This is a genomic window from Pseudomonas sp. S3(2024), from assembly GCF_036861315.1.
GTDB lineage: Bacteria > Pseudomonadota > Gammaproteobacteria > Pseudomonadales > Pseudomonadaceae > Aquipseudomonas > Aquipseudomonas putida_A.
The window spans coordinates 1-22101 of record NZ_JAZAQQ010000003.1; the positions used below are offsets into that span (position 1 = coordinate 1).

Below are 22101 nucleotides of genomic sequence, written 5' to 3' on the forward strand. Positions count from 1 at the left end.
CATCCGCGACGACAAGCCGCTGCCGTCCCTCGTCTTTGATTTGACTGTGTTGAGCATGCCGCAGAATGAACTGCTCAAACCGATCATCAAGGACGCGGACAACGACGGAGAAGGCCCGGAGTTCAACGTAGGGAATCTGACCAGCAATGCCACCTATCGCATGGGCGTCTGGCCGTTGATTGCCACAGGCCAATATGTCTGGCTGCGTCTGAAAGGGACGAACGCGGATGGCAGCGACTACAACCTTCCGATCCATACGGCACCCACCTCACAGGTCAATGATACGTGGATCAATCAAGGTTATTACGAGCGGAGCATCGCCTTTGCAGGCTTGAGAAACCTTAAAGATGGCAGCCCGCTGACCATGGAATTCAAGGCCGCGTTCGGCAAGAGCACGGATGAGAGCGAGGCAGTGGTCTTCCCTGTGCGTACCTATACCGTAAAGGCGATTCATGAGGCAGAACTGACATTTATCAACCAGCCGTATTTGAAAAAATATAACGACCTGGTCGAGGACATCGTCCTGAACTCAAGTACGACTCAAGGCGTGCCTGTTCCGAATGAAAAAATCACCCTGAACCTGCCAGCAGGCTTCACCTATGCCGACAACGGCAATGGTTCCCGTGACTTCTGGACTGACAATAACGGTATGCTGACCGTTAGTGGTGTGAAAGCCAAAGGAAACCCTGGAACTTACAATTTGATCGCTGTTAGCGGTACTAAAACTGCCACGGCGAGGCTGACGATTGTTGGATATACGGAGTTGGTTGCACACAATTCGAGCGCAAAAAATATTGCCATCACGGCGGACGGCTTGCGTGTTTTGACCGTTGATAACTCATACTCCGTCGGGCTCTACGATGCGGTGAACCTATCACAGATTAAGACAACCAGAATCGGTGACTACCCCACACACGCTGCCATCACGCCGGATGGCTCGCGAGCTTTTATTACAAGTCGGAACATCCTCTTTGTCATCGATATGTTGAATCTGTCAGTGATTAAAACCATTGGCATTGAGACAATCCCCTACCCATTCGGGATTGCCATCACACCAGACGGCACACACACCTTTGTTAGTGCATTCAACGGAAGTTCAGTCAGCGTCATCAATGTACAGAGCTTGTCAGTGATCAAGACAATATTCACAGGGGCGAATAGTCGACCCTCCGAGATTGCAATCACGCCAGATGGCAAGCAGGCTTTTGTTATCGATAGCCTCAACCAATCTGTCTCGATCATCGATACGAAGAGCTACTTGGTGATTAAGACCATTGCGCTTTTGACCCAGGGCAGCTTGACGAGCATAGGCATCACTCCAGACGGCCTGTATGCGTTTATTGTTGCTAGTGCCGCAAATAAGGTAGTAGTAATCGATGTGCCAAGCCAGTCGGTGAAAAAGAACATTAGCGTGATGCGAGGTTCTAAACATATCGCCATCGCGCCCGGCGGCCGACACGTATTTCTGACTTCGCATGACACCTTTAGTGCTGTTTCGGTCATAGATACGGTAAGTCTGGAAGTAATATTAGACGCTCACCTCCCTGCTATGGGCGTGATGGGAATTGCCATCACGCCCGACGGTACACGTGCCATTGCCTGTAATAACAAATACCTGACGGTCATAGCTGCGGGATAAGCCAAGAAATAAAAAAGGCTATACCAAGGTCTTTCTTGAGAAGGAGGACCTTCTATACCTATATCAGAACTAGACACAATCGCGAGCAAGCTCACGCCTACAGTTTCTTTTGCCGGTCACATAACCTGTGATCAACGAAGATCCACTGTGGGAGCGGGCTTGCTCGCGAAGAGGCCAGAACTGTCAGCGCCTATTCCTTGGGCACAACATTATCCAGCGCCTGATTCACCGCCAACTCGCCCAGCATCACCACTTGGGCAATGCCCAGTGCCGTATTGCGACTCGGCCCCTCCAGCGTCCCGGCGAAATCCCCGAGCATCACCGTGGCCGAGGCCAAGGATTCGCAGGCGTTGGCCAGCAGGGATTCGGTGTCGGTTTGTGGGTTGACCAGGAACATGCTGCTGGGGGTGTACGGCGTTGCCATGATGTTCGCGGGCGCGAGGTAATGGTCGAGGGCGCGTTCGGCGGCTTCGTGGAGCTTTCTGGTGTTGAGGGATTCGTACGGCGATACCGGGTCTGTGATTGGCGGATTGGTTGAGGTTTCGGACATCAGCTGGAACTCCGATCGGGGCACTTTGAAAGGATTACTCACTGTAGGAGCTGCCGCAGGCTGCGATCTTTTGATCTTGATCTTGAAAAACAAAATCAAAAGATCGCAGCCTGCGGCAGCTCCTACAGGTGTGCCGGGCAGTTAGTTCGGCACGCGGCGGCCATCGAGTACCCGGTTGACCATCAGTTCACTGAGCATGATCACCTGATGCAGCATCAGCATGGCCCGGCGCTGTGGGTTGTCGATGGAGTCGCCGATATCGCGGGCCATGTCGCTGGCGGCGGCTAATGATTCGCAGGCTTCGACGAGCAAGGTTTCTTCGTCCACGGTGGGGTCGATGAGGAAGATTCTGTTTGCCCTGCATGACGAGGTTGAAGGGATCGAGATCTTCAGTGCGCCGGGGTTGAGGTAGAAGTTGATGGCGCGGTCGGTTGCCGCTTTTATCTTCTGCGGGTCGAGGGCTGGGTCGTACGGGATCGAGGTGTCTGGGGGGTTGGGTGTGGCTTTGAACATGGATGTACTCCTATTGCAGTTATTCAGGAGCCATCACTCTCGCTACCAAACGAGGGGTGGTGGCCATACGCGGGTTGGTAGACCGGCTGCAATAGGAACCCGGCGCTCACGAGTGAGCCCCACGCATGACCACCATAAAACCGAGCCCCGCAAAGGGACTGCAAAGGTGTTGCCATACAGCTATTACAGACGGGCTACCAAACCCGATCACTGATTTTCAGTGACAGGGAAAGGATATAGCCCGGCCCATAGCCGTGTAAGCCGGCGGATTCTGGCGTAGGCGTAGGTAACGGCGCAAGGCGTTGTAGCCGGTATGGCGTAACGGTTCGTGTACTTTAAACGTGGTTGCGGGGTTAGGTTTATATGCGCGGGAGTATCGAGAGTTACCCTGTTGTTTTGATGTTGTCTGGCAGGCCGCTTTCGCGAGCAAGCCCGCTCCCACAGTTGGAATGAGTGCATTCAGGTGGGAGGTTGGTCGGTTGGCAGGCCGCCATCGCTGGCAAGCCAGCTCCCACAATTTGACTGAGTGCATTCAGTTTGGGATTGGTTGGCTGGTGAGCCGCCTTCGCCAGCAGGCTGGCCCTTACAGTTGTATTGAGTGTATTCATTTGGGGATTGGTTGGCTGTAAGGGCGTCATCGCTGGCAAGCCAGTTCCCACAGGTTCAAGCAGTCGGTGGGCGCAACACCAGCGCAAACAGTTCGCCATGCCCGGTCACATTGAGCTTGTGATAGAGATTGCGCCGATGCACCTTCACCGTCTCCGGCGAGATGCCCATTTGCTGGGCGATGGCCTTGCTGGAAAAGCCCTGCAGAATCAGCCGCGCGGTGTCGACTTCGCGGGTGGTCAGGCGCGCATCGAAGCGATCGAGCAGCGTTGCCAGATCCCCCGCCACCGGCTCGGTGCCGGTCCCTTGTGGCGGCAACAGCTGCACGTGTCGGCGCATCGCCGCCAACACCCAGTCGCGCACACACAGCAGACGGCCCTGCTCCGCCAGATCGAAAGCCGTCGAGCGTCCGAGTGACAGGCCAAGCACGCCGCCCTCGATGTTGATCATGAACTGCAACTCGTCCTCACCGACCACCGAGCGAAAGTAGCTCTGGTAATACTCGCTGTGCAGAAACTGGTCCGGCGCCACCGAGGCCAGGCTGTGCAGGCCGTCGGCGATGCCGGTCGAGGCGGTTTGGTAGAACGGATCGAGCAGGTACATGCCAGCGGTGTAGCCGGCCAGTTCTTCCTGCTCGTCGGCGCGGCCCTTGCTGTCGAAGTCGATCAGCAATTGCGGTGCCTGCCCCGCCTTCATCAGCGCCACCAGCGCGTTGTCCAGCGGCACCAGCAGGCGCAGCGTGTCGACCAGCGCGCGCCAGAAAGCGTCCTGGCCGACGGCGGCAAACACCCGCGCCAGACTTTGATGCACCGGCAACTCCTGCAACAACGCGTCCACGCTCTACCCCTTTTGAGTAACCCATGATGGGAATGGGTCAGGCGTGCCCGCCCCGATAGGCTGAGCACTCCTGTCAATCACCGGCCTGCCGCAGGCCAGGAGTGCCGCATCATGCGTTGTCGTCGTGGCTATATCAACCGGGGCATCAACCTTGGCCTGCTCGCCTGTTTTGGCGTCGCATCCGTCGCCAGTGCCGCCGACACACCGAGCGTGCATGTCTACAACTGGTACGACTACATCGGCCCCACGACGTTGGCTGACTTCAAGCGCGACAGCGGCATTCAACCGGTTTACGACACCTTCGACAGCGCCGAAGTGCTCGAAGGCAAACTGCTGACCAGCCGCAGCGGTTACGACGTGGTGGTGGCGAGCAACTTCAGCCTGCCAACGCTGATCAAGGCCGGCGCCCTCGCCCCGCTGCCTCGCGATCAACTGCCGGGCTGGAACAATCTGGACAGCGATCTGCTGAGCAAACTGGCCAACAACGATCCCGGCAATCAATACGCCGTGCCTTATCTGTGGGGCACCAACGGCATCGGCTACAACGTCGACAAAGTGCGCGCCGCGCTCGGCGACAAGGCGCCGCTGGATTCGTGGGATCTGGTGTTCAAGGAAGAGAACCTCGCCAAGCTCGGCCAGTGCGGGGTGGCGATGCTCGACTCGCCGTCGGAAATGCTCCCGGTCGCCCTGCACTACCTGGGCTTGCCGCCCAACAGCACCAACCCCGAGGACTATCAGAAAGCCGAAGCGCTGCTGCTCAAATTGCGCCCGCACATTGCCTACTTCAACTCGTCGAAATTCATCAGTGACCTGTCCAACGGCAACATTTGTGTGGCGGTGGGCTGGTCCGGGGCGATGCTCGAAGCCAAGACCAACGCCGAGCAGGCGCACAACGGCGTGAAGATCGCCTACAGCCTGCCCAAGGAAGGCGCGCCGGTGTGGTTCGACACGCTGGTGCTGCTCAAGGACGCGCCGAACCGCGCTCAGGGTCTGGCGTTCATCGACTACCTGCTGCGCCCGGAAGTGATCGCGCCGGTCAGTGATCACCTGTCGTACCCCAACGGCAACCGCGCCGCGACGCCACTGGTGGCTGCGGCCACGCGGGATAATCCGGCGGTGTATCCGTCGGCCGCGGCGATGGCCACGCTGTACACCCTGGAACCGCTGCCCAAAGCCACCGAACGCGTGCGCACGCGGGTGTGGAGCAAGGTCAAGAACGGCCAGTAACCCCAACACATTTCCCCTGTAGGAGTGAGCCTGCTCGCGATGGCGTCTTTGAATTCAACATCTTTGTTGATTGGCTCACCGCAATCGCGAGCAGGCTCACTCCTACAAAGTCCGTGAGTCCTTCAGATTTTTACAGAGAGACAAAACATGAAACCCCGTGCCCGTGACCTCAACATCCGCATCGGCCAGCTGCAACCCGGCCCGCTCAACGCCATCACCGATGTCCCCGGCGTGCGCGTCGGCCACAGTAACGTGCGTGGCCGCAGCGACAGCGGACGTGACATCTGCACCGGCGTCACAGTGATCGAACCGCGCCGCGGCTCGACCAACCAGCAACCGTGCTTCGCCGGGGTGCATGTGCTCAATGGCAATGGCGATGCCACCGGCCTTGAGTGGATTCGCGAGGCCGGGCTGCTGACCAGTCCCATCGCCTTCACCAACACCCACAGCCTCGGCGTCGTGCGCGATGCGTTGATTGCGCTGGATCGCCAACAGCAACCGGACGACGGGCGCCTCTACTGGAACATGCCGGTGGTGCTGGAAACCTTCGATGGCTTGCTCAACGACATCAACGGTTTTCACGTCAAACCCGAGCATGTCGCCGAGGCGCTGCATTCAGCGCATGACGGTGCCGTTGAAGAAGGCGCCGTCGGTGGCGGCAGCGGCATGATCTGCCACGAATTCAAGGGCGGTATCGGCAGCGCGTCACGCCGTTTGAGCAGCGCTCAGGGCGGCTGGACGGTGGGCGCGATCGTCCAGGCCAACCACGGCATTCGCAGCGAGTTGCGGGTCGACGGTTATCCGGTGGGTCGCTACATGGAGCAGGTGGATTCGCCGTTCCTGCGGGCTTCGCTGCCGCATCCGGGCATGGGTTCGATCGTGGTCTGCCTGGCCACCGACGCACCGCTGCTGCCGCATCAATGCACGCGTCTCGCGCAACGCGCCAGCCTCGGTCTGGCGCGCAGCGGCGGCGGTAACGAAGACCACAGCGGCGACATCTTCATCGCCTTCGCCACCGGCAACGATCACGTGCCGCCCGCCGCCTACGAGGGCAAAGGCGCGCCGACCTGCGACGGCTTGCGCATGGTCAACAACGACCACATCAGCGAGCTGTTCCTCGCGGCTACCGAGGCGGTCGAAGAAGCGATCATCAACGCCCTGCTCGCCAGCGAGAGCACCGCGGGCAACGGGCATGCGGTACCGGGGCTGGATAAGGAAACACTGCTCGCCGCCCTCGCCAAGGCTGGCTGGCCCGGCGCCCGCTGACCTGTAGGAGCTGCGGCACGCTGCGATCTTTTGACCTTGCTTTCATAAATCAAAAGATCGCAGCCTTCAGCAGCTCCTACAGGAGGTGAGGTTCAGGTGAACATCTGGGCGCCGATGTGCCGTGCCGTCTGCAGATGCTCCTGCGGATCACGCACCTCCGATTCCACCATCAGCGTCGAGCTGACCACCGTCGCCCCGCTGTAATCGAAAATCCCGTGTTCGATCTGCGCCTTCATCGCCGGGCCATAACCGTGACGTTCGTAGGCGCGTTCATCGGCCCCCGCAAGCCCGACCAGATGCACGCGCAGGCGCTGCAGCTTCTTCACATGCTTGAGGTCGCCAGCGAAATCAAACGCCCAGCCATTGCTGAACACCCGATCAATCCAACCCTTGAGCAACGCCGGCATCGACCACCAGTACACCGGGAATACCAGCACCAGAGCGTCGGCCCGATCAATCCGTGCCTGTTCCGCCAATACGTCGGCTGGCGGCTGCGCCTCGCGGTGATGCACGGCGAAATCCGCTGCGCCGAACACCGGCTGAAATCCCTCGGCGTAAAGATCGGCGATTTCCCGGGTATTGGCGGGGTTGGCGCGGGTCAAGCCCTCGGCAATCTGCGTTGCCACGCTGTGTGTCAGCGAACGCGGTTCGTGATGCGCCACAACAATCAATGCGTGCATGGTCATTCTCCTGTAAGTTTGCGCTGACCAAGGGCTATATACTCTTGGTAAGTTACGAACAGTAAGTTACGTTTGGTATATAAACAATGTCAACCACAGAAATGACCGAAGCCGATTCCCCTGCCCAGCCGCGACGTCGCCTGTCGCGCGAAGATCGCAACCGCCAGTTGCTCGACGTCGCCTGGCAGATCATTCGGGCCGAGGGCACCGATGCCCTGACCCTGGGTTATCTGGCGGACAAGGCCGGGGTGACCAAACCGGTGGTCTACGACCACTTCACCACTCGCTCGGGCTTGCTCGCGGCGCTGTATCGCGACTTCGATACTCGCCAGACTGCGGTGATGGATGCAGCGATCGACCAGTGTCCGCCAACGCTGATCGACACCGCGACGGTGATCGCCACGGCGTACGTCGATTGCGTGTTATTGCAGGGCAATGAGATTCCGGGGGTCATTGCAGCGCTGGGCAGCACGCCGGAACTGGAAAAGATCAAGCGCGACTACGAGGCAATCTTCCTCGAAAAGTGCCGCAGTGTGCTGCAACCGCTGGCTGCTGGCGGGGAAATCACCCAGGCCGGTTTGCGCGCGATGCTCGGTGCCGCCGAGGCGTTGTCGAATGCTGCCGCCAGTGCTGAAATCAGTGCCGGGCAAGCGAAGGACGAATTGTTCGCGACCATCATCGCGATGGTGGAACGGGCCGCCGCCCGTGCGACTAGCGGTACTTGAGTCAGCCCCCGCGCGTTCCCATGATGAAGGTACGCAGGCGCTTGACTCCTGAGCGACTGCGTAGGGAACGGGTGTTCTGAACCCCAAATCAAGCCTGTTCCCTGTTTCATGCGCAGCTTGAGCCTCATGGGCTCTACTTCTCCCCATCAAAGAGCCTTGAGGCTCTTTTTTTGTCCGTTTTTTGCGCCGGACTCAGGACTCAGTGCAGCGTCAGGCGCTGGCGGACAAATTCTTCGACGTGACGGGTAGTTTGATCCAGATGCCGGTCGCGCTGTTTTTCGGCATCGAGCATCGCGCGCTTGCCGTTTTTCTGCAGCAGGTAGGTGTGGATCTGCTGCACTTCCAGCGAGCGATAGATCGGTGTGGTGTCGATGAAACCGCGCAGGCCATTGCTGCGGTAATGCCGGGTGCTCATCAGCACCTGGGTTTCGCGCGCGCCGATCACCTCGAAACCCAGCGCCTCGAAGTACGGCACTTTGCCGACACTGCAGGTCAGCTCGGCGTGCGGATAACGGCTGACCATCTCGCCGATCATCGCTCGCGCCACGCCCTGGCGCCGATAGCCTTCGCGCACGGCCATGTAGGCGACGCTGCACGCTTCCCAATCGCCTTGCACCGGCAGGTACAAGAGGAAACCTATGACCCGCTCCGGGTCGTCCTCGGCCGTCGCCACCAGCAATTCCACCTCGGTGCCCTTCTCGCCATTCAGCGCCTCCAGATACAGATGCACCTCATAGCCGACCGCGTACTGATAGACGTTGTACAGCAGATTGCTCGGGCCAAGACCGACCGCGCTGATGTCGGTCAGGTAATCGACCACCAGTTGCAGAATCTGGCTGTTGACGCTTTCGGGGCATGGGGATTTGTAGTGGGTGATGCGTGGCATGACAACTGAACTCCGGCGGAAAACCGCGACATCATACCGTGTCCCACCACCTGCTTTATGTAGGAGCTCGCGGTTGACCTGAAGAAAATTTCATCCTCCGTGGAGCGGATCTTTCGTCGATTTGGCGTCCAATTCTTCAGCTGCGTTCACTTTTTTCACGCAGGCCTTGAGGAGTTGTCATGAGCGTTTTGCGTTCACTGTTCAAATGGCGGCAAGCCTTGTTGCTGGTGCCGCTGACCCTGGCAGCGCTGGCCAGCACCCCGGTGTTTGCACAACCCCCGGTTTACATTCAGCAGGCACCGCCGCCGATGCGCATGGAAGTGATGCCCGGCCCGCGCCCCGGTTATGTCTGGGATCAGGGCCATTGGCGCTGGGAAGGACGCGGCTACGTGTGGATGCCCGGTCATTGGCAACCGGTGAGGTACGGCGCGCACTGGCGACCAGGCCACTGGCAGGCGCGCGGTCCTAACTGGTACTGGGTCGAAGGCCACTGGACCCGTTGAACCCGCTCGGCAACAACAACTTATCTACCGGGAAGACCACCATGTCGCGAAACCTGAAAACCCTGCTCGCCGCCTCACTGGTCGCGATCACCCTGTCGGGCTGCATTGTCGAACCGGTACGGCCGCATCGGCCACCGCCGCCGGTGGAAGTCGTGCCGGTCATGCCAGCGCCCGGTTATCACTGGGTCGCCGGTCACTATCGTTGGGATGGACGTGAGTGGCGCTGGGCACCGGGACACTGGCGCGCCTATTGACCTGAGCGGCTGGCGTCACTGCTGTGGCGCCACCACCTTGAACTTGATCGCGATGTCGTTGGACACCACAGTGTCCGCCCACTCCCCCGCCCCGAGTCCGAACTGGTCACGCTTGAGCACCAGTTCACCGTCGAAAATGCCGATCGAACTGTCCGGTTTCAGCTCGACCGGCACCTGCACCTCGCGGGTGATGCCCTTGAGGGTGAGCTGGCCGGCGATCAGATAATGATTGCCCGTGACCCGGGTAAAACGGCTGGACTCGAACACCGCCACGGGAAAGCGCTGCGTATCGAACCACGCCGGTTTCACCAGTTCGGTGTTGGCGTCGGTGCTGCCGGCGTCGATGCTGTTGAGGTCGATGTGCAATGTGGTGTGGGCGTCGGCGAGGTTGTCGCTGTCGAACTGCAATGTCGCGTCGAACTTGCCGAAGGTGCCGTACATCTGCGAGCCCATCTGGCTGTAGGTGAAACTGATCTGGCTGGCGGTGGTGTTGACGCGGTTGTATTCAGCGGCCTGCGCCGCGCTCGTGACGCACAGGCAGGCAAACAGGGCCACAGCGGTGAATCGAGCACGCATGGGATTCTCCGGACAGGGCAAACCTTCGAGGCCTCGACTGACTTAAGCAAACAACCGGCGAATGCGCCATGTCATTTGTCTGCCGATGTGGCTCGGGCTCAGACCAGCCGCTCGATCTTCTGATGCTGCCAGACCAGTTTGTAATACAGCGTCTGCAACACCAGCATGCCCAGATACGCCACCGGGAACGCCATCCAAACGCCCTGCAAACCGTACTGACCGTCCAGCCAGTAAGCCGCCGGCAACTGCACGCCGACCACACAGACAATCGCAATAATCACCGGCACCAGCACCGTTCCGCTGGCGCGCATGATGCCGCCGATGATCGCCTGGAAGCCGAACACCAACAGGCTCCACAACATGATGTGCAGCAAGTGCTCAGCCATCGCCCGGGTCGAATCTTCGGTCAGGAACAATCCCAGCAACCAGTGCGACAACAGGTAACCGAGCACGATCAAACCGCCGGTGAGGCACACGTTGATCAACAGCCCGGTGCGCAGGATCGCTGCCAGGCGTTGCAGTTGCCCGGCACCAATGGCCTGGGCGCCAAGGATCGAGGCGGTGATGGCAATCGACAGCGCCGGAAACTGTACGTAGTTGACGATCTGCGTCACCGCGCCATAGGCCGCTGTCGCCTGCGAGCCGTGCTGGTTGACCAGCGCCAGAATCACCAGCTCCGACAGCGACAACACGATCATCTGCACCCCGGTCGGCAGGCCGATGCGCAGCACCTTGCCGAGAATCGCCGCGTCCACGCGCAGTGCCGCGAAGAACTCGCGGTCCGGCGCCAGCGGATGGTCCTTGCGAATCAGCCGCCACGCCAGCCACGTCATGGCCGACAGGTTACCGGCTAGTCCGGCGAAGGCGGCACTCTGAATGCCCAACTGTGGCAGACCGAACCAGCCGCGAATCAACGCCGGGGTCAGCGCCAGCCCGACCGAGGTCGACACAATCAGCGCCAACAGTGGCGACACGGTGTCGCTGACTCCGCGCAGCAATTGCGTGAACAGCACAAACACCAGCATCGACGGCAGAATCCACATCATCACGTGCGCATACGCCACCGCATCGTCCAGCACATCCGCCGGCGTCCCCAGCCCCTGCAAGGCCTGCCGCGCAAACACACTGCCCAGCACCGCCGCCAGCAAGCCGATCAACACCCCCAGCAACAGCGTTGCCCCGGCGATCGCCTTGACCATGTGTGCCTCGCGCGCCCCCCACGCCTGGCCGATCAACACCCCGGCGCCCGCGCCCAGGCCGATCACCAGCGCGATAAAGAAAAAGATCACCGGAAACATCCCCGACACCGCCGCCAGCGCTTGCGTACCGAGCATCTGCCCAATGTAAATGCTGTTGACCGTGCCCGACATCGATTGCAGGAAGTTGGACAACACCATCGGCGCAAGGAACAGCAGGTAGGTTTGCCAGAGCGGTTTGATGGTGCTGGGGGTTTGCATTGAGGATCGTTCTCGGGGTGGGAGATGCGAGGGATATTACGCTAGATGGGCGGGATAAAGTCGGTCGACATCGCCTCTGCTCAAGGCTTAAATGTCGGCACTATTTTTTGTGGAACGCGCCTGCCCATGACTCCGCTGCGAAATGCTCTGACCTGTTCCCTGCTGGTTCTGTTCAGCCACACTGCCGGCGCCGCCGAGCCCCCTGTTTCCTCCGAATCGTTGCGTCCGTTGCTGACAACCTTGAACGAACGCCTGAACATCGGCGACCTGGTGGCGCTGACCAAATGGGACAGTGGCAAGCCGATTCAGGACAGCCCGCGCGAAGCCCAGGTCATCGCCAATGCCCGCACCCTGGCGACCGAACACCAGCTCGACCCCGAAGAAGTCGCCCAGTTGATCGCTGCACAAATGGAGGCAAACAAACTGGTGCAGTACGGATTGCTCGCGCAATGGCAAGCGGCTGGTGCGGCGCCGGACACCCCGCGACCGGATCTGGCGAAGCAGATTCGTCCGCGCCTCGACGAGCTGCAAACCCGCCTGCTGCGCCAGTACGCCGACTTCGCGCCGCATCGCCGCGACCCGAATTGCCCGGTCTGGCTGGCCAAGGCCCGGCAGGGCCTGACACACGACGCACTGCATGATCTGGCCCTGACCCGCGCCACCGGAGAACTATGCATTCGGGCGCAGAAGCTCTGAATCCGGACTTGCGGCATACATCGCTGGCGTCGATAGTCACCATCACGCCAATGAAGTTCTCATAAAAAATCCGCGGCGTAACATCAGCTCCATACCAACCCAATACACCCCGGAGCACACGATCATGAAACGCCAAACCATCCTCGGCATCGCTTTCTCGGTTCTTGCAGTCAACGCTTTTGCAGCAACACCCGTTCACACCTTGGTCGCTGAAGGCGGCTCGGACAAGTTGGTTGAAAGCCGTCTGGCTGAAGGTGGTTCTGATCGTTTGCTGGAGCGCCGTGTTGCCGAAGGTGGCTCGGATCGTCTGCTGGAGCGCCGTGTCGCTGAAGGTGGCTCGGATCGTCTGCTGGAGCGCCGCGTCGCTGAAGGTGGTTCGGATCGTCTGCAGGAACGCCGTGTCGCTGAAGGTGGTTCGGATCGTCTGCAGGAACGCCGCGTCGCTGAAGGTGGTTCGGATCGTCTGCAGGAACGCCGTGTCGCTGAAGGTGGTTCGGATCGTCTGCAGGAACGCCGTGTCGCTGAAGGTGGTTCGGATCGTCTGCAGGAACGCCGCGTCGCTGAAGGTGGTTCGGATCGTCTGATCGAAAGCCGCAATGCATAAAACAACGGCTCTAAAGCAGTCAAAGAAGCCCGGCCTGATCAGCCGGGCTTTTACATTTCGTCGTTTGCTGGCGTGGTTCTTTTCAACAACCCGCGTCAGAAAGGATCTTGCCTTGTAGGGCATTGGCGAAACTTCCGACGGTGCTTATCCGAAGCGACCGACTGGCAGCCCGACGCTTAATGCGCATACCATGCGGCCACAACGTTCAAACAGAATTTGCCTGCCCATGCTCAAAGCCAGTCTGCGAAGTCACCTGACCCTCTGGTTCGCCGGTTTGTCCCTGCTGACCCTGGCGATCGTCGGCTTCTATGTCGGGCATATCGCCACCGAACAGATGAAACAGGTCAGCGGCAATTCACTGCTCAATACCGCGCGTTCTGCGGCAACGTTGCTCGGTGACCAATTACGCGAGCGCCAGCTGGAGGTCTACCTGCTCAGCCGTGCGCCGCATCTGGAACGCGGCGACCTCGACAACCCGGCGATTCTCAAATCGATGCAACTGCGCACCCAGGCCCGGGCCGAGTATGCGTGGATGGGCGTGACCGATGCCGAGGGCCATGTGCATCAAGCGGTCAATAATTTGCTGGTCGGGCAATCGGTGCAGCAACGGCCATGGTTCCAGGCTGGCCTGCGGGGTGAGTACACCGGTGACCCGCACGAAGCGGTGTTGCTGGCCAAACTGCTGCCGGGAACGCCCAACGGCGAACCGCTGCGTTTCATCGACTTCGCCGCCCCGATCCGCAACGCCGACGGCCAGGTGATTGGCGTGCTGGGCGCGCACGCGCACTGGAGCTGGGTGACGCGTATCGTCGAATCGGCAGCGTTCTCGCATAAAAATGCGTCGCCGGATATCGAAGCGCTGATCATCGATCACGACGGCAAGGTGCTGTACCCGGAAGCCCTGATGGGCCAGCAACTGGCGGTGAATGATTCGAAGTCGCCGGGCTGGTCGGTCGGCAACGGTTACCTGACCAGCATGGTCACCGTACCGACGCCTTCGAGTACGGCGTTGTCCTGGTCGATTGCCGTGCGCCAGCCACTGGACACCGCTCTGGAGCCGGCGCGCCTGCTGCTCTATAAATTGTTGCTGCTGGGTGTGGCCGCCGCCGTGGCATTCGGGCTGGTGGCGTACTATCTGGCGCAGTATCTGAGCCGGCCGATTGAGCAACTCGCGCACTCGGCCAAACAGGTGCAGAACCAGCAGCCCGGCGCACACTTCCCGCTGCAGCACCCGGTGCGGGAAATCGCCCAGCTTGGGCAGTCGATCGACGCCATGACCCGGTCGCTGCTGGCCAAGGAGCGCGAACTGCAGGAAGCCAACGCCTCGCTGGAAGCCACCGTCGCCCAGCGCACCGCGGCACTGATGCAGGCCAATGCCGACCTGTTGAACCTGGCGACCCACGATGCCCTGACCGGCGTCTACAACCGCCGCCGCTTCGATGAAAAACTCAGCGAATACAGTCTGCTGTTCCGCCGCACCGGGCGACCGTTTGCCCTGCTGCTGATCGACGCCGATCACTTCAAGCGTATCAACGACACCTACGGCCACGCGATTGGCGACGACGTGTTGCAGCAATTGGCGCAGCTCATTCAGGTCAGCGTGCGCGCCACAGACTTCGTCGCCCGTTATGGCGGCGAGGAATTCGCCGTACTGCTGCCGGAAGTCGCCCAGCCTGATACTCCAGAGGTGGTCGCCGAAAAGATCCGTGTCGCCGTGGCCCAGGCGCACTTTCCCGAGATCGGACAGGTCACGGTGAGCATTGGCGTCGCGCTGGCCGACCCGGCGGACAACAGCCACACGATGCTGATCAAACGTGCCGACCAGCAGCTGTATCAGGCGAAAGCGGCGGGCCGTAATCAGGTGGCTTGATCAGCCCTCTTTGACTTCGCAAATGCCGTTGGCCTGGTTTGCCGGGCCGGCCGAGCAAAATCTTTAATTGGAGAACTGCTGCAGATACGCCAGCAAATTATCGATCTTCTCCTCGTCACTCAGCCCCCAGAAAATCATTCGTGTGCCCGGCACCACGCCCTTTGGATCTTTCAGATACGCCGTCAGCGTTTCGCGGTCCCAGGTCTTGCCCGAGTTTTTCATCGCCTCGGAATACACGTAATTGGCCGAGGTGCCGGCCGCTCGACCGATGATGCCGTTGAGTTGCGGGCCGAACCCCGGGCGCGCATCCGGGCCAACCTGGTGGCAGCCGCCGCACAGGCGCGGGAAGATCTTTTCGCCGGCTTGCGGATCGCCTGCGGCGCGGGTGGTCGAGCTGAACAGTACGGCGGTGGCGGTCAAGGCAAGCAAGAGTGCAACGGTGTTTTTCATCTAGGGTTCCGGAACGGCTTGAATCTGGCTGCGCAAGGGTAACATCTGTCCCCCGGGCCTCGTTTTACAGGTAAGCGGCGATGACCTTCCTGACGGTGGTCAAGGCCTGCCGCAACACATCCATTTCCACCGAACCCAGGGCCAGTCGAATTGCATGCGGCACATGCGCCGACACTGCAAACGGCTCGGCTGTGGTGACCGAAATCTGCTTCTGCATCAGCTCCACCACAATCTGATCGGCACGCACGTCTTCCGGCAAGGGCAGCCACAGGAAATACGAGTTTGGATGGGCGACGCACGGCAACCCTTTGAGCAACTCGGCAGCCAGTGCCTGGCGCGCCTGAGCATCGTGGCGTTTTTGCGCTTCCAGTTCGATCACGGTGCCGTCGTCGAGCCAGCCGCAGACGATCGCGGTCATCAGTCCCGGGGTGTTCCAGGTGGTTGCGCGAATCACCCGCTCCAGTGCCGGAACGTGGGCCGCAGGCGCAGCAATGAAACCGACGCGCAGGCCGGTGGCGATGTTCTTCGAAAGGCCCGAAACGTAGACCGTGCGCTCAGGCGCCAGGTCGATCAGAGGACGCGGCGGGTCTTCCACCAGAAAAGCGTAGGCCGCGTCTTCGATAAGGGTCAGATCATGCCGCCGCGCGATGGCAGCCAATTCTTCGCGCTGCTCGATTGGCATCACCCAACCAAGCGGGTTATGCAGGGTCGGCATGCTGTACACCGCACGCACCGAGCGACTGCGGCAGAGTTTTTCCAGCGCGGCCAGATCCGGCCCCTGCTCGTTGACCGGGATCGCCACCACTTCCAGATGCAACGCCTCGGCCAGCACTTTGAACCCGGAATAGGTCAACGCATCGGCGGCGATCACATCGCCGGGCTTGAGCAACGCCATCAGCGTCACCGCCAGCCCCTGCTGGGCGCCGTTGACCAGCAGTACTTGTTCGGCGTCGACGTTGACACCGCGACTGAGCAAATGGCGCGCGACCGAAGCCCGTTCGTGGGCCCGGCCGGCATGGGGCTGATAGCGCAACAACGCTTCCAGATCTCCCGACAACGCCAACTGGCGCAGTGCGGTGCGCAACAATTGCGTCTGACCGGGCAAGGACGGGTAGTTGAAATTCAGGTCGATCATGCCGACGGCCACATCTTTCTGGTCGATGCCCTGCCCCGGCGACAACGAGGTTTCGCGCACGAAGGTGCCGCGCCCGGTTTCGCCGCTGACCAGCCCCATGGCTTCGAGTTCGGCGTACACCCGCGAGGCCGTGACCAGCGCCAGCCCTTCCTGCGTGGCCAGTTGCCGGTGCGTCGGCAGACGGGTGCCGGGCGCCAGACGTCCGGTGCGAATGTCGGCGGCGTAAGTGTCGACGAGGGTCTTGTAACGAGAGCGGGACATGTCGGGATGTATCCATGACAATTTTTTGATTGTCCTGATTCTCGATCATAGGATTCTCTCAAAGCAACCCACAATGAGTGTGAATCGTATGGAACGGACTTCAAACGTGAGCAACCCGGCACTGGAAAAAACCAGCGGCTGGATCAATGGCTTTATTGGCGTGGTGTGCTTCAGCGGCTCGCTGCCGGCTACGCGCCTGGCAGTGCTGGAGTTTGACCCGGTGTTTCTCACCGTCGCGCGCGCTGCCATTGCCGGCGTCCTGGCCGTTGCCCTGTTGTGGTTGTTCCGTGAGCGGCGACCGTCCAGGGATCAGTGGTTTTCGTTGTTGATCGTGGCATTGGGCGTCGTGCTCGGTTTCCCGCTGCTGACGGCGTTGGCATTGCAGCACGTGACATCGGCGCATTCGATCGTCTTTGTCGGCTTGCTGCCATTGGCCACTGCGCTGTTTGGCGTCTTGCGCGGTGGCGAGCGTCCGCGCCCGGTATTCTGGTTCTTCTCGATCCTCGGCAGTGCTCTGGTGGTGGGGTTCGCCTTGTCACAGGGATTGTCCGCCTCGCCCACCGGTGACCTGCTGATGCTCGCCTCGATTCTGGTCTGCGGTCTGGGTTATGCCGAAGGCGCAAAACTGTCGCGCACCCTGGGTGGCTGGCAGGTGATCTGTTGGGCGCTGGTCTTGTCGCTGCCCCCGATGGCAATTGCGAGCCTGTGGCTGGCCCCGCCGTCGTTCAGCGGCATCAGCGTGTCGGCATGGGTCTGTCTGGGCTACGTTTCGCTGTTCAGCATGCTGATCGCGTTCGTGTTCTGGTATCGCGGCCTGGCCCAGGGCGGGATTGCCGCGGTTGGTCAACTGCAGTTGCTGCAACCGTTTTTCGGCCTGGCGCTGGCAGCGACGTTGCTGCATGAGCAAGTCAGCATCGGCATGCTGGTGGTGACGGTGGGCGTGATTCTTTGTGTGGCCGGGGCGAAGAAGTTCGCCGGGTAGCTATGTTTGGAATCCCATCTGTGGGAGCGGGGGTGCTCGCGAAAGCGCTTGGTCAGTCAACTGGTGTGGTGAATGACACTCTGCCTTCGCGAGCAAGCCCGCTCCCACACTTGATCAGTGGTGTTCGACGCCGGCGCGCTTGAGCAGTTTCTTGCAGCGCTCCGAGAGATGAAACACCTGCAATTCCTTCCCGGCCTTGGCGTATCGCTCACGCAAGGTTTTCAACGCGGCAATCGCCGAGTAATCGACGAAGCTCAGATGCCGGCAATCGAGAGTCACACGGGCCGGGTCATTGGCCGAGTCGAACTGGTTGAGGAACGGCGTGGTCGAGGCGAAAAACAGTGTGCCGTGCAGGCGGTAGAGCTTGCTGCCGTCGGCTTCCAGATGCTCATCGGCGTACAACTCGCGGGCCTGCTGCCAGGCGAAATTCAGCGCGGCGATGATGATCCCGCAGAGTACGGCAGTGGCCAGGTCGGTGAACACGGTGATAGTGGTCACGGCGATGATCACCAGTACATCGTTGAGCGGCACTTTGTTCAACACCCGCAACGAGGCCCAGGCGAAGGTCTGCTGCGAGACCACGAACATCACGCCCACCAATGCCGCCAGCGGAATACGCTCAATCAGCGGCGACAGAAACAGGATGAACAGCAGAATCAGCCCCCCCGCCACCACCCCGGACAAACGCCCACGGCCGCCGGAGCTGAGGTTGATCACGGTCTGGCCGATCATCGCGCAACCGCCCATGCCACCGAATGCGCCGGAGACCACGTTCGCCGCGCCCAGCGCCACGCACTCGCGATCCGGGTAGCCGCGGGTTTCGGTGATTTCGTCGGTGAGGTTCAGGGTCAGCAGGGTTTCCAGCAGACCGACCAGCGCCATCAGAATCGCGTACGGGGCGATGATGCGCAGGGTTTCCAGCGTCCACGGGATGTCAGGCAGCGCGAAAGTCGGCAGACCGCCGGCGATGTGCGCCATGTCGCCAAGGGTGCGCGTCGGCAGACCGAACAGGTAGACCAGCAGGCCCACGCCGAGGATCGCCACCAATGCCGGCGGCACCGCGCGGGTCAGGCGCGGCAGGATGTAGACGATGGCCATGGTCAGCAGCACCAGCCCGGTCATCAGGTACAGCGGCGTGCCACTGAGCCAATGTTCACCGCTCTTGAAATGCTCCAGTTGCGCCAGTGCAATGATGATCGCCAGGCCGTTGACGAAACCGAGCATCACCGGATGCGGCACCATGCGCACCAGTTTGCCCAGGCGCAACAAGCCGAACGCCATCATGATCAAACCGCCGAGCAACACCGTCGCCAGCAAGTACTGCACGCCGTGCTGCACCACCAGCGCGACGATCACCACCGCCATCGAACCCGCCGCCCCGGAGACCATTCCCGGCCGGCCACCGAACAACGCGGTCAGCGTACAAATGATGAAGGCGCCGTACAGGCCCATCAGCGGATTGAGATGCGCCACCAGCGCGAACGCAATGCATTCGGGCAACAGGGCAAATGAGGTGGTGAGTCCGGCCAGGACATCGGCGCGCAGACGTTTTGGTTTCATGGCTTACCTGACTGACGGCCGACGAGTACGGCCACTGATGTTCGTAAAAAAGCGGGGAGCGGATGTTACGGAATAGTTCGGAATCGGGCCAGTGATCGCTGACACCCGTCGACGCGCGATTTATCCTGACGCGCTTCTGCCCCCCATCGAGTACGACCATGACTGCATTGCTGACCGCCCGCGACGTTTGCCAGCGCTTGCGCGAGGCTGCGCTGGGCGTGCTGATGTTCAACAGATCCAAGACACCCAGTGATGCCGGACTGATCGCGGTCGATATCGAGGGCTGGCGCCTGTTGCTTGATTTTGAAGGTGGGCACTTGCATCACTGTGAACAGTGCCGCTGCCCGGATGGCCGCGAATGGCATTTCAATAGCCGTTACGGCACCGACCCGGTGAATCTGCTCAGTACCTGGGAACTGGCGCAGATCGAGAATCTGTTGAAGCTCTGAGCACTTCACGGTGAAGTCGGTTGCCCAATGATGGCACTCTGCCCATAATTCGCCCCCCTTATTCCTCACGCAAGGAAACGCCGTGAAAAAGTCTCTGTTGTTGATCTCGATGCTGGCCGTGCTGCTGCAAGGTTGTGGCATGACCATGACCCGCTATGAGCCGAGCTTCGAAAACGTTCAGAAGCTCAAGCAGACCCCGCCCCTGCAAGCGATCAGCAATCCTCAGGTAACTGCCGAGTCTGGCGAAGGTTCGCTGACTGTGCGGGCCAATCCGGTGCGCTCGCCATCCGGCAGCATCCCGGCGCATATCCAGGACGCGATCACCGAAGAACTGCGCAAGGCCGGTCTGCTTGATCCGCAGGCTCAGCGTCAGTTGAAAGTGCTGGTGGTGAAGAACAACCTGTCGGCCGGCATGGGCACGGGCGATGGCGAACTCGCTGCACGCTTCACGTTGCTTAATGGACAGAATGTGGTCTACGACGCGACCAAGCATGTCAGCAGTCAGTGGAGCAGCAGCTTCTTCGGTTTCATTGCGATTCCGAATGCGGTCAACGCCTACAACCCGATGCTGCGTGACTTGCTGAAAGAACTGTACAGCGATCCGCAGTTCATCCAGGCCCTGAAGTAAGGGCGAAAAAAGAGCCGCGATTGCGGCTCTTTTTTTTGCCATCAGGCCCGTGGAGTACGGGGCTCGAGTGCCGAGTATTTCAGGTTGTTGTTGTCGATCATCTGCTTGAGCAGCGCATTGACCTGACGGGTGAAGGTGTCGTTGACCGCCGCCTTCGGGGTGTTGCCCATCAGCGGAATGAACCAGATGCCGATCCAGGTACCGACCGCATCATGGTTGCTCGCGGTGGTCAGGGCCTGACCTGTTCCGTCCACGGCTTCGAGGCTCATGGTGTACTGATCGGTGCCGTATGCCGGGATCACCCCCAGGCTGAAACCACTGATGAAGCCCAGCACCATCGAACCGGCATTCGGCGGATGATTGTACATTTTCAGACGCAGGCTGTAGTCGCCCGGTTGCTTCTGGAACTCGTCCAGGGTGACACGGCCGAACAGGCCCGAATCGCTCAGAATCTTTTGCAGCTCAGGCTTGAGCTGGTCACGCGCCTGCGGCACTTCTACGGCCGAAGCGCTTTTCGGCTCGCCCTGATAGAAATCGAAGTCCACATAGACATTGGGTTTGTTGGCGTAGCTGGCCATCGATGGCAGCTTGACCGGCGCCACTTCGTCTTTGGTGAAACTGGCACAACCACCGAGCGCAAGCACCAGGCCCAGCGCCAGGATTTTCCCGAATTGCATGTTGTCTTCCCTATGTGAACCGAGCCAAATGATAGCAATGAGCCTCCATTGCGGAGGCGGGGCGGATTCTAGAGAGAGCGGTCGCGTGAGGAAAGACTGAATCAGAAAATTTACACAAAAATATCCGCTCAGCCCTGTCGCAAGTGGAACGGTTAGCTGGCTTCGACGCTATATAGTTTTGTATATTGCGAAACCGAAATTGCCCGTATCTGCCCATGCCTTCTATTCACACCGTATTCCCATGAGCGCCATCCGCGTACGCAACGAGCAACTGATCCTCGCCGCCGCCAGCGAAGAATTTGCCGCCAACGGCTTCGACGCCACCCAGACCCGCGACATCGCCGCCCGCGCCGGCGTGCCCAAGGCCAACCTGTATTACTACTTCCAGACCAAGGAAAACCTGTACTCGAAAGTCCTCCTGGGATTTGTCGAACCGCTGCTGGAAGCCTCGGCAGCGTTGCGCGAAAGCGATGACCCGCTGATCGGCCTGCGCGCCTACATCGCCGCGCGCATCCGCATCGCCCGTGAACACCCGGCGATTGCCAGGGTATTCAGCGGCGAGCTGCTGCTCGGCGGGCACCAGTTGCCAGACGAATGCCGCGACCTGCTGCACGCCGAAGCCCGACGCAACGTCGACTGCCTGCGCAGCTGGATCGAGCGCGGCCTGCTGGCCCCGGTGGACCCGGAACACCTGATGCTGTTCATCTGGTCGGCGACCCGCACCTACACCAATATTGGCTGGCAGATGGGCAGCATCACCGGGCGCGAAGTGCCGCAGGATGAGGATTACGCGACGGCAGCCGAGACCATTACGCGGCTGGTGCTGGAGGGCGTCGAGGCCCCGCAGGTTGGGGCGATTCGTGGGGTTTTGTTTGCGACTTGAGGTTTGAGGGCCGCTGCGCAGCCCAGCGCGAGCAAGCTCGCTCACCACAGGGAACTCATGCTGGACATGGAAATCCGTGAACACCTTCAATCATTGTGGGAGCGGGCTTGCTCGCGAAGGCGTCGGGTCAGCCCACACATGCGTCACAGGCTCACCGCTTTCGCGAGCAAGCCCGCTCCCACAGGGG

At 60.5% G+C, this 22101-nt stretch carries 23 protein-coding genes and 1 pseudogene; 13 read left to right on the forward strand and 11 right to left on the reverse strand.

The genetic code is table 11. The annotated features are described in order from the left end of the window. Nucleotides 1-1639 (forward strand): annotated as a pseudogene (locus VLA07_RS09195) (hypothetical protein); the annotation flags it as partial. A 190-nt stretch (nt 1640-1829) separates the two neighbouring features. Here VLA07_RS09195 and VLA07_RS09200 read toward each other — a convergent pair. The 3 genes from VLA07_RS09200 to VLA07_RS09210 form a co-directional block, all read right to left on the reverse strand. Beyond that, the gene (locus VLA07_RS09200) at nt 1830-2189 is read right to left on the reverse strand and encodes a DUF6124 family protein (protein WP_333989080.1); all 360 of its coding nucleotides are present in this window, start codon (nt 2187-2189) and stop codon (nt 1830-1832) included. Between the two features lie 141 nt (nt 2190-2330). After that, entirely contained in the window at nt 2331-2702 is a 372-nt protein-coding gene (locus VLA07_RS09205) for a DUF6124 family protein (RefSeq protein ID WP_333989081.1), read from the reverse strand. Between the two features lie 663 nt (nt 2703-3365). Beyond that, nucleotides 3366-4145 (reverse strand): helix-turn-helix transcriptional regulator, encoded by a 780-nt coding sequence (locus tag VLA07_RS09210; protein ID WP_333989082.1) that lies wholly within the window; start codon nt 4143-4145, stop codon nt 3366-3368. Between the two features lie 111 nt (nt 4146-4256). Between VLA07_RS09210 and VLA07_RS09215 the strand changes: the two genes are divergently transcribed. Together VLA07_RS09215 and VLA07_RS09220 are read left to right on the forward strand one after the other, a co-directional pair. After that, nucleotides 4257-5372 (forward strand): polyamine ABC transporter substrate-binding protein, encoded by a 1116-nt coding sequence (locus tag VLA07_RS09215; RefSeq protein WP_333989083.1) that lies wholly within the window; start codon nt 4257-4259, stop codon nt 5370-5372. Between the two features lie 147 nt (nt 5373-5519). Next, a complete protein-coding gene (locus VLA07_RS09220) occupies nt 5520-6638 on the forward strand; it encodes a DmpA family aminopeptidase (protein ID WP_333989084.1) in 1119 nt (372 codons plus the stop codon). Between the two features lie 92 nt (nt 6639-6730). Here the strand turns inward: VLA07_RS09220 and VLA07_RS09225 are convergent, their stop codons facing one another. Continuing rightward, on the reverse strand, nt 6731-7318 hold the full coding sequence (locus VLA07_RS09225; RefSeq protein WP_282413454.1) for an NAD(P)H-dependent oxidoreductase: 588 nt from the start codon (nt 7316-7318) through the stop codon (nt 6731-6733). 86 nt (nt 7319-7404) lie between these two features. On the opposite strand from VLA07_RS09225, the gene VLA07_RS09230 reads away from it, so the two are divergent. Further along, nucleotides 7405-8043: a TetR/AcrR family transcriptional regulator gene (locus VLA07_RS09230; RefSeq protein WP_096795609.1), complete on the forward strand. Its 639-nt coding sequence runs from the start codon at nt 7405-7407 to the stop codon at nt 8041-8043. Between the two features lie 199 nt (nt 8044-8242). Here the strand turns inward: VLA07_RS09230 and VLA07_RS09235 are convergent, their stop codons facing one another. Continuing rightward, on the reverse strand, nt 8243-8929 hold the full coding sequence (locus tag VLA07_RS09235; protein ID WP_103369584.1) for a GNAT family N-acetyltransferase: 687 nt from the start codon (nt 8927-8929) through the stop codon (nt 8243-8245). A 179-nt stretch (nt 8930-9108) separates the two neighbouring features. On the opposite strand from VLA07_RS09235, the gene VLA07_RS09240 reads away from it, so the two are divergent. Together VLA07_RS09240 and VLA07_RS09245 are read left to right on the forward strand one after the other, a co-directional pair. Further along, entirely contained in the window at nt 9109-9432 is a 324-nt protein-coding gene (locus tag VLA07_RS09240) for a YXWGXW repeat-containing protein (RefSeq protein WP_333989085.1), read from the forward strand. A 41-nt stretch (nt 9433-9473) separates the two neighbouring features. Further along, nucleotides 9474-9686: a YXWGXW repeat-containing protein gene (locus VLA07_RS09245; RefSeq protein ID WP_027614713.1), complete on the forward strand. Its 213-nt coding sequence runs from the start codon at nt 9474-9476 to the stop codon at nt 9684-9686. A 15-nt stretch (nt 9687-9701) separates the two neighbouring features. Here VLA07_RS09245 and VLA07_RS09250 read toward each other — a convergent pair whose 3' ends face one another. Both VLA07_RS09250 and VLA07_RS09255 read right to left on the reverse strand, forming a co-directional pair. Further along, complete coding sequence (locus tag VLA07_RS09250; RefSeq protein WP_333989086.1) at nt 9702-10262, reverse strand: YceI family protein; 561 nt, start codon at nt 10260-10262, stop codon at nt 9702-9704. 98 nt (nt 10263-10360) lie between these two features. Further along, complete coding sequence (locus VLA07_RS09255; protein WP_333989087.1) at nt 10361-11719, reverse strand: MATE family efflux transporter; 1359 nt, start codon at nt 11717-11719, stop codon at nt 10361-10363. A gap of 126 nt (nt 11720-11845) precedes the next feature. Here VLA07_RS09255 and VLA07_RS09260 point away from each other — a divergent pair, with 126 nt between their 5' ends. The 3 genes from VLA07_RS09260 (at nt 11846) to VLA07_RS09270 (ending at nt 14889) form a co-directional block, all read left to right on the forward strand. Further along, complete coding sequence (locus VLA07_RS09260) at nt 11846-12415, forward strand: chorismate mutase (protein WP_247268636.1); 570 nt, start codon at nt 11846-11848, stop codon at nt 12413-12415. 124 nt (nt 12416-12539) lie between these two features. Continuing rightward, nucleotides 12540-13019, forward strand: a complete 480-nt coding sequence (locus tag VLA07_RS09265) for a phage infection protein (RefSeq protein WP_333989088.1) — start codon at nt 12540-12542, stop codon at nt 13017-13019. A gap of 226 nt (nt 13020-13245) precedes the next feature. After that, nucleotides 13246-14889 (forward strand): sensor domain-containing diguanylate cyclase, encoded by a 1644-nt coding sequence (locus VLA07_RS09270; RefSeq protein WP_210557711.1) that lies wholly within the window; start codon nt 13246-13248, stop codon nt 14887-14889. A gap of 63 nt (nt 14890-14952) precedes the next feature. Here the strand turns inward: VLA07_RS09270 and VLA07_RS09275 are convergent, their stop codons facing one another. Beyond that, complete coding sequence (locus VLA07_RS09275) at nt 14953-15339, reverse strand: c-type cytochrome (protein WP_027614707.1); 387 nt, start codon at nt 15337-15339, stop codon at nt 14953-14955. A gap of 64 nt (nt 15340-15403) precedes the next feature. Continuing rightward, a complete protein-coding gene (locus tag VLA07_RS09280; protein ID WP_096795617.1) occupies nt 15404-16735 on the reverse strand; it encodes an aminotransferase-like domain-containing protein in 1332 nt (443 codons plus the stop codon). 88 nt (nt 16736-16823) lie between these two features. Here VLA07_RS09280 and VLA07_RS09285 point away from each other — a divergent pair, with 88 nt between their 5' ends. Beyond that, complete coding sequence (locus tag VLA07_RS09285) at nt 16824-17717, forward strand: DMT family transporter (protein ID WP_333989089.1); 894 nt, start codon at nt 16824-16826, stop codon at nt 17715-17717. 114 nt (nt 17718-17831) lie between these two features. On the opposite strand, the gene VLA07_RS09290 is transcribed toward VLA07_RS09285, so the two are convergent. Continuing rightward, nucleotides 17832-19277 (reverse strand): SulP family inorganic anion transporter, encoded by a 1446-nt coding sequence (locus tag VLA07_RS09290; protein WP_333989090.1) that lies wholly within the window; start codon nt 19275-19277, stop codon nt 17832-17834. Between the two features lie 158 nt (nt 19278-19435). Between VLA07_RS09290 and VLA07_RS09295 the strand changes: the two genes are divergently transcribed. Together VLA07_RS09295 and VLA07_RS09300 are read left to right on the forward strand one after the other, a co-directional pair. Then, nucleotides 19436-19726 (forward strand): DUF7693 family protein, encoded by a 291-nt coding sequence (locus VLA07_RS09295; protein WP_097088070.1) that lies wholly within the window; start codon nt 19436-19438, stop codon nt 19724-19726. A gap of 82 nt (nt 19727-19808) precedes the next feature. Next, entirely contained in the window at nt 19809-20354 is a 546-nt protein-coding gene (locus VLA07_RS09300; protein WP_333989091.1) for a hypothetical protein, read from the forward strand. Between the two features lie 41 nt (nt 20355-20395). Here VLA07_RS09300 and VLA07_RS09305 read toward each other — a convergent pair whose 3' ends face one another. Continuing rightward, a complete protein-coding gene (locus VLA07_RS09305) occupies nt 20396-21031 on the reverse strand; it encodes a hypothetical protein (protein ID WP_333989092.1) in 636 nt (211 codons plus the stop codon). Between the two features lie 241 nt (nt 21032-21272). Between VLA07_RS09305 and VLA07_RS09310 the strand changes: the two genes are divergently transcribed. Continuing rightward, nucleotides 21273-21914 carry a TetR/AcrR family transcriptional regulator gene (locus tag VLA07_RS09310; RefSeq protein ID WP_333989093.1) on the forward strand — a complete coding sequence of 214 codons (642 nt, stop codon included), beginning with the start codon at nt 21273-21275 and terminating at the stop codon, nt 21912-21914. Nucleotides 21915-22101: the final 187 nt, after the last annotated feature.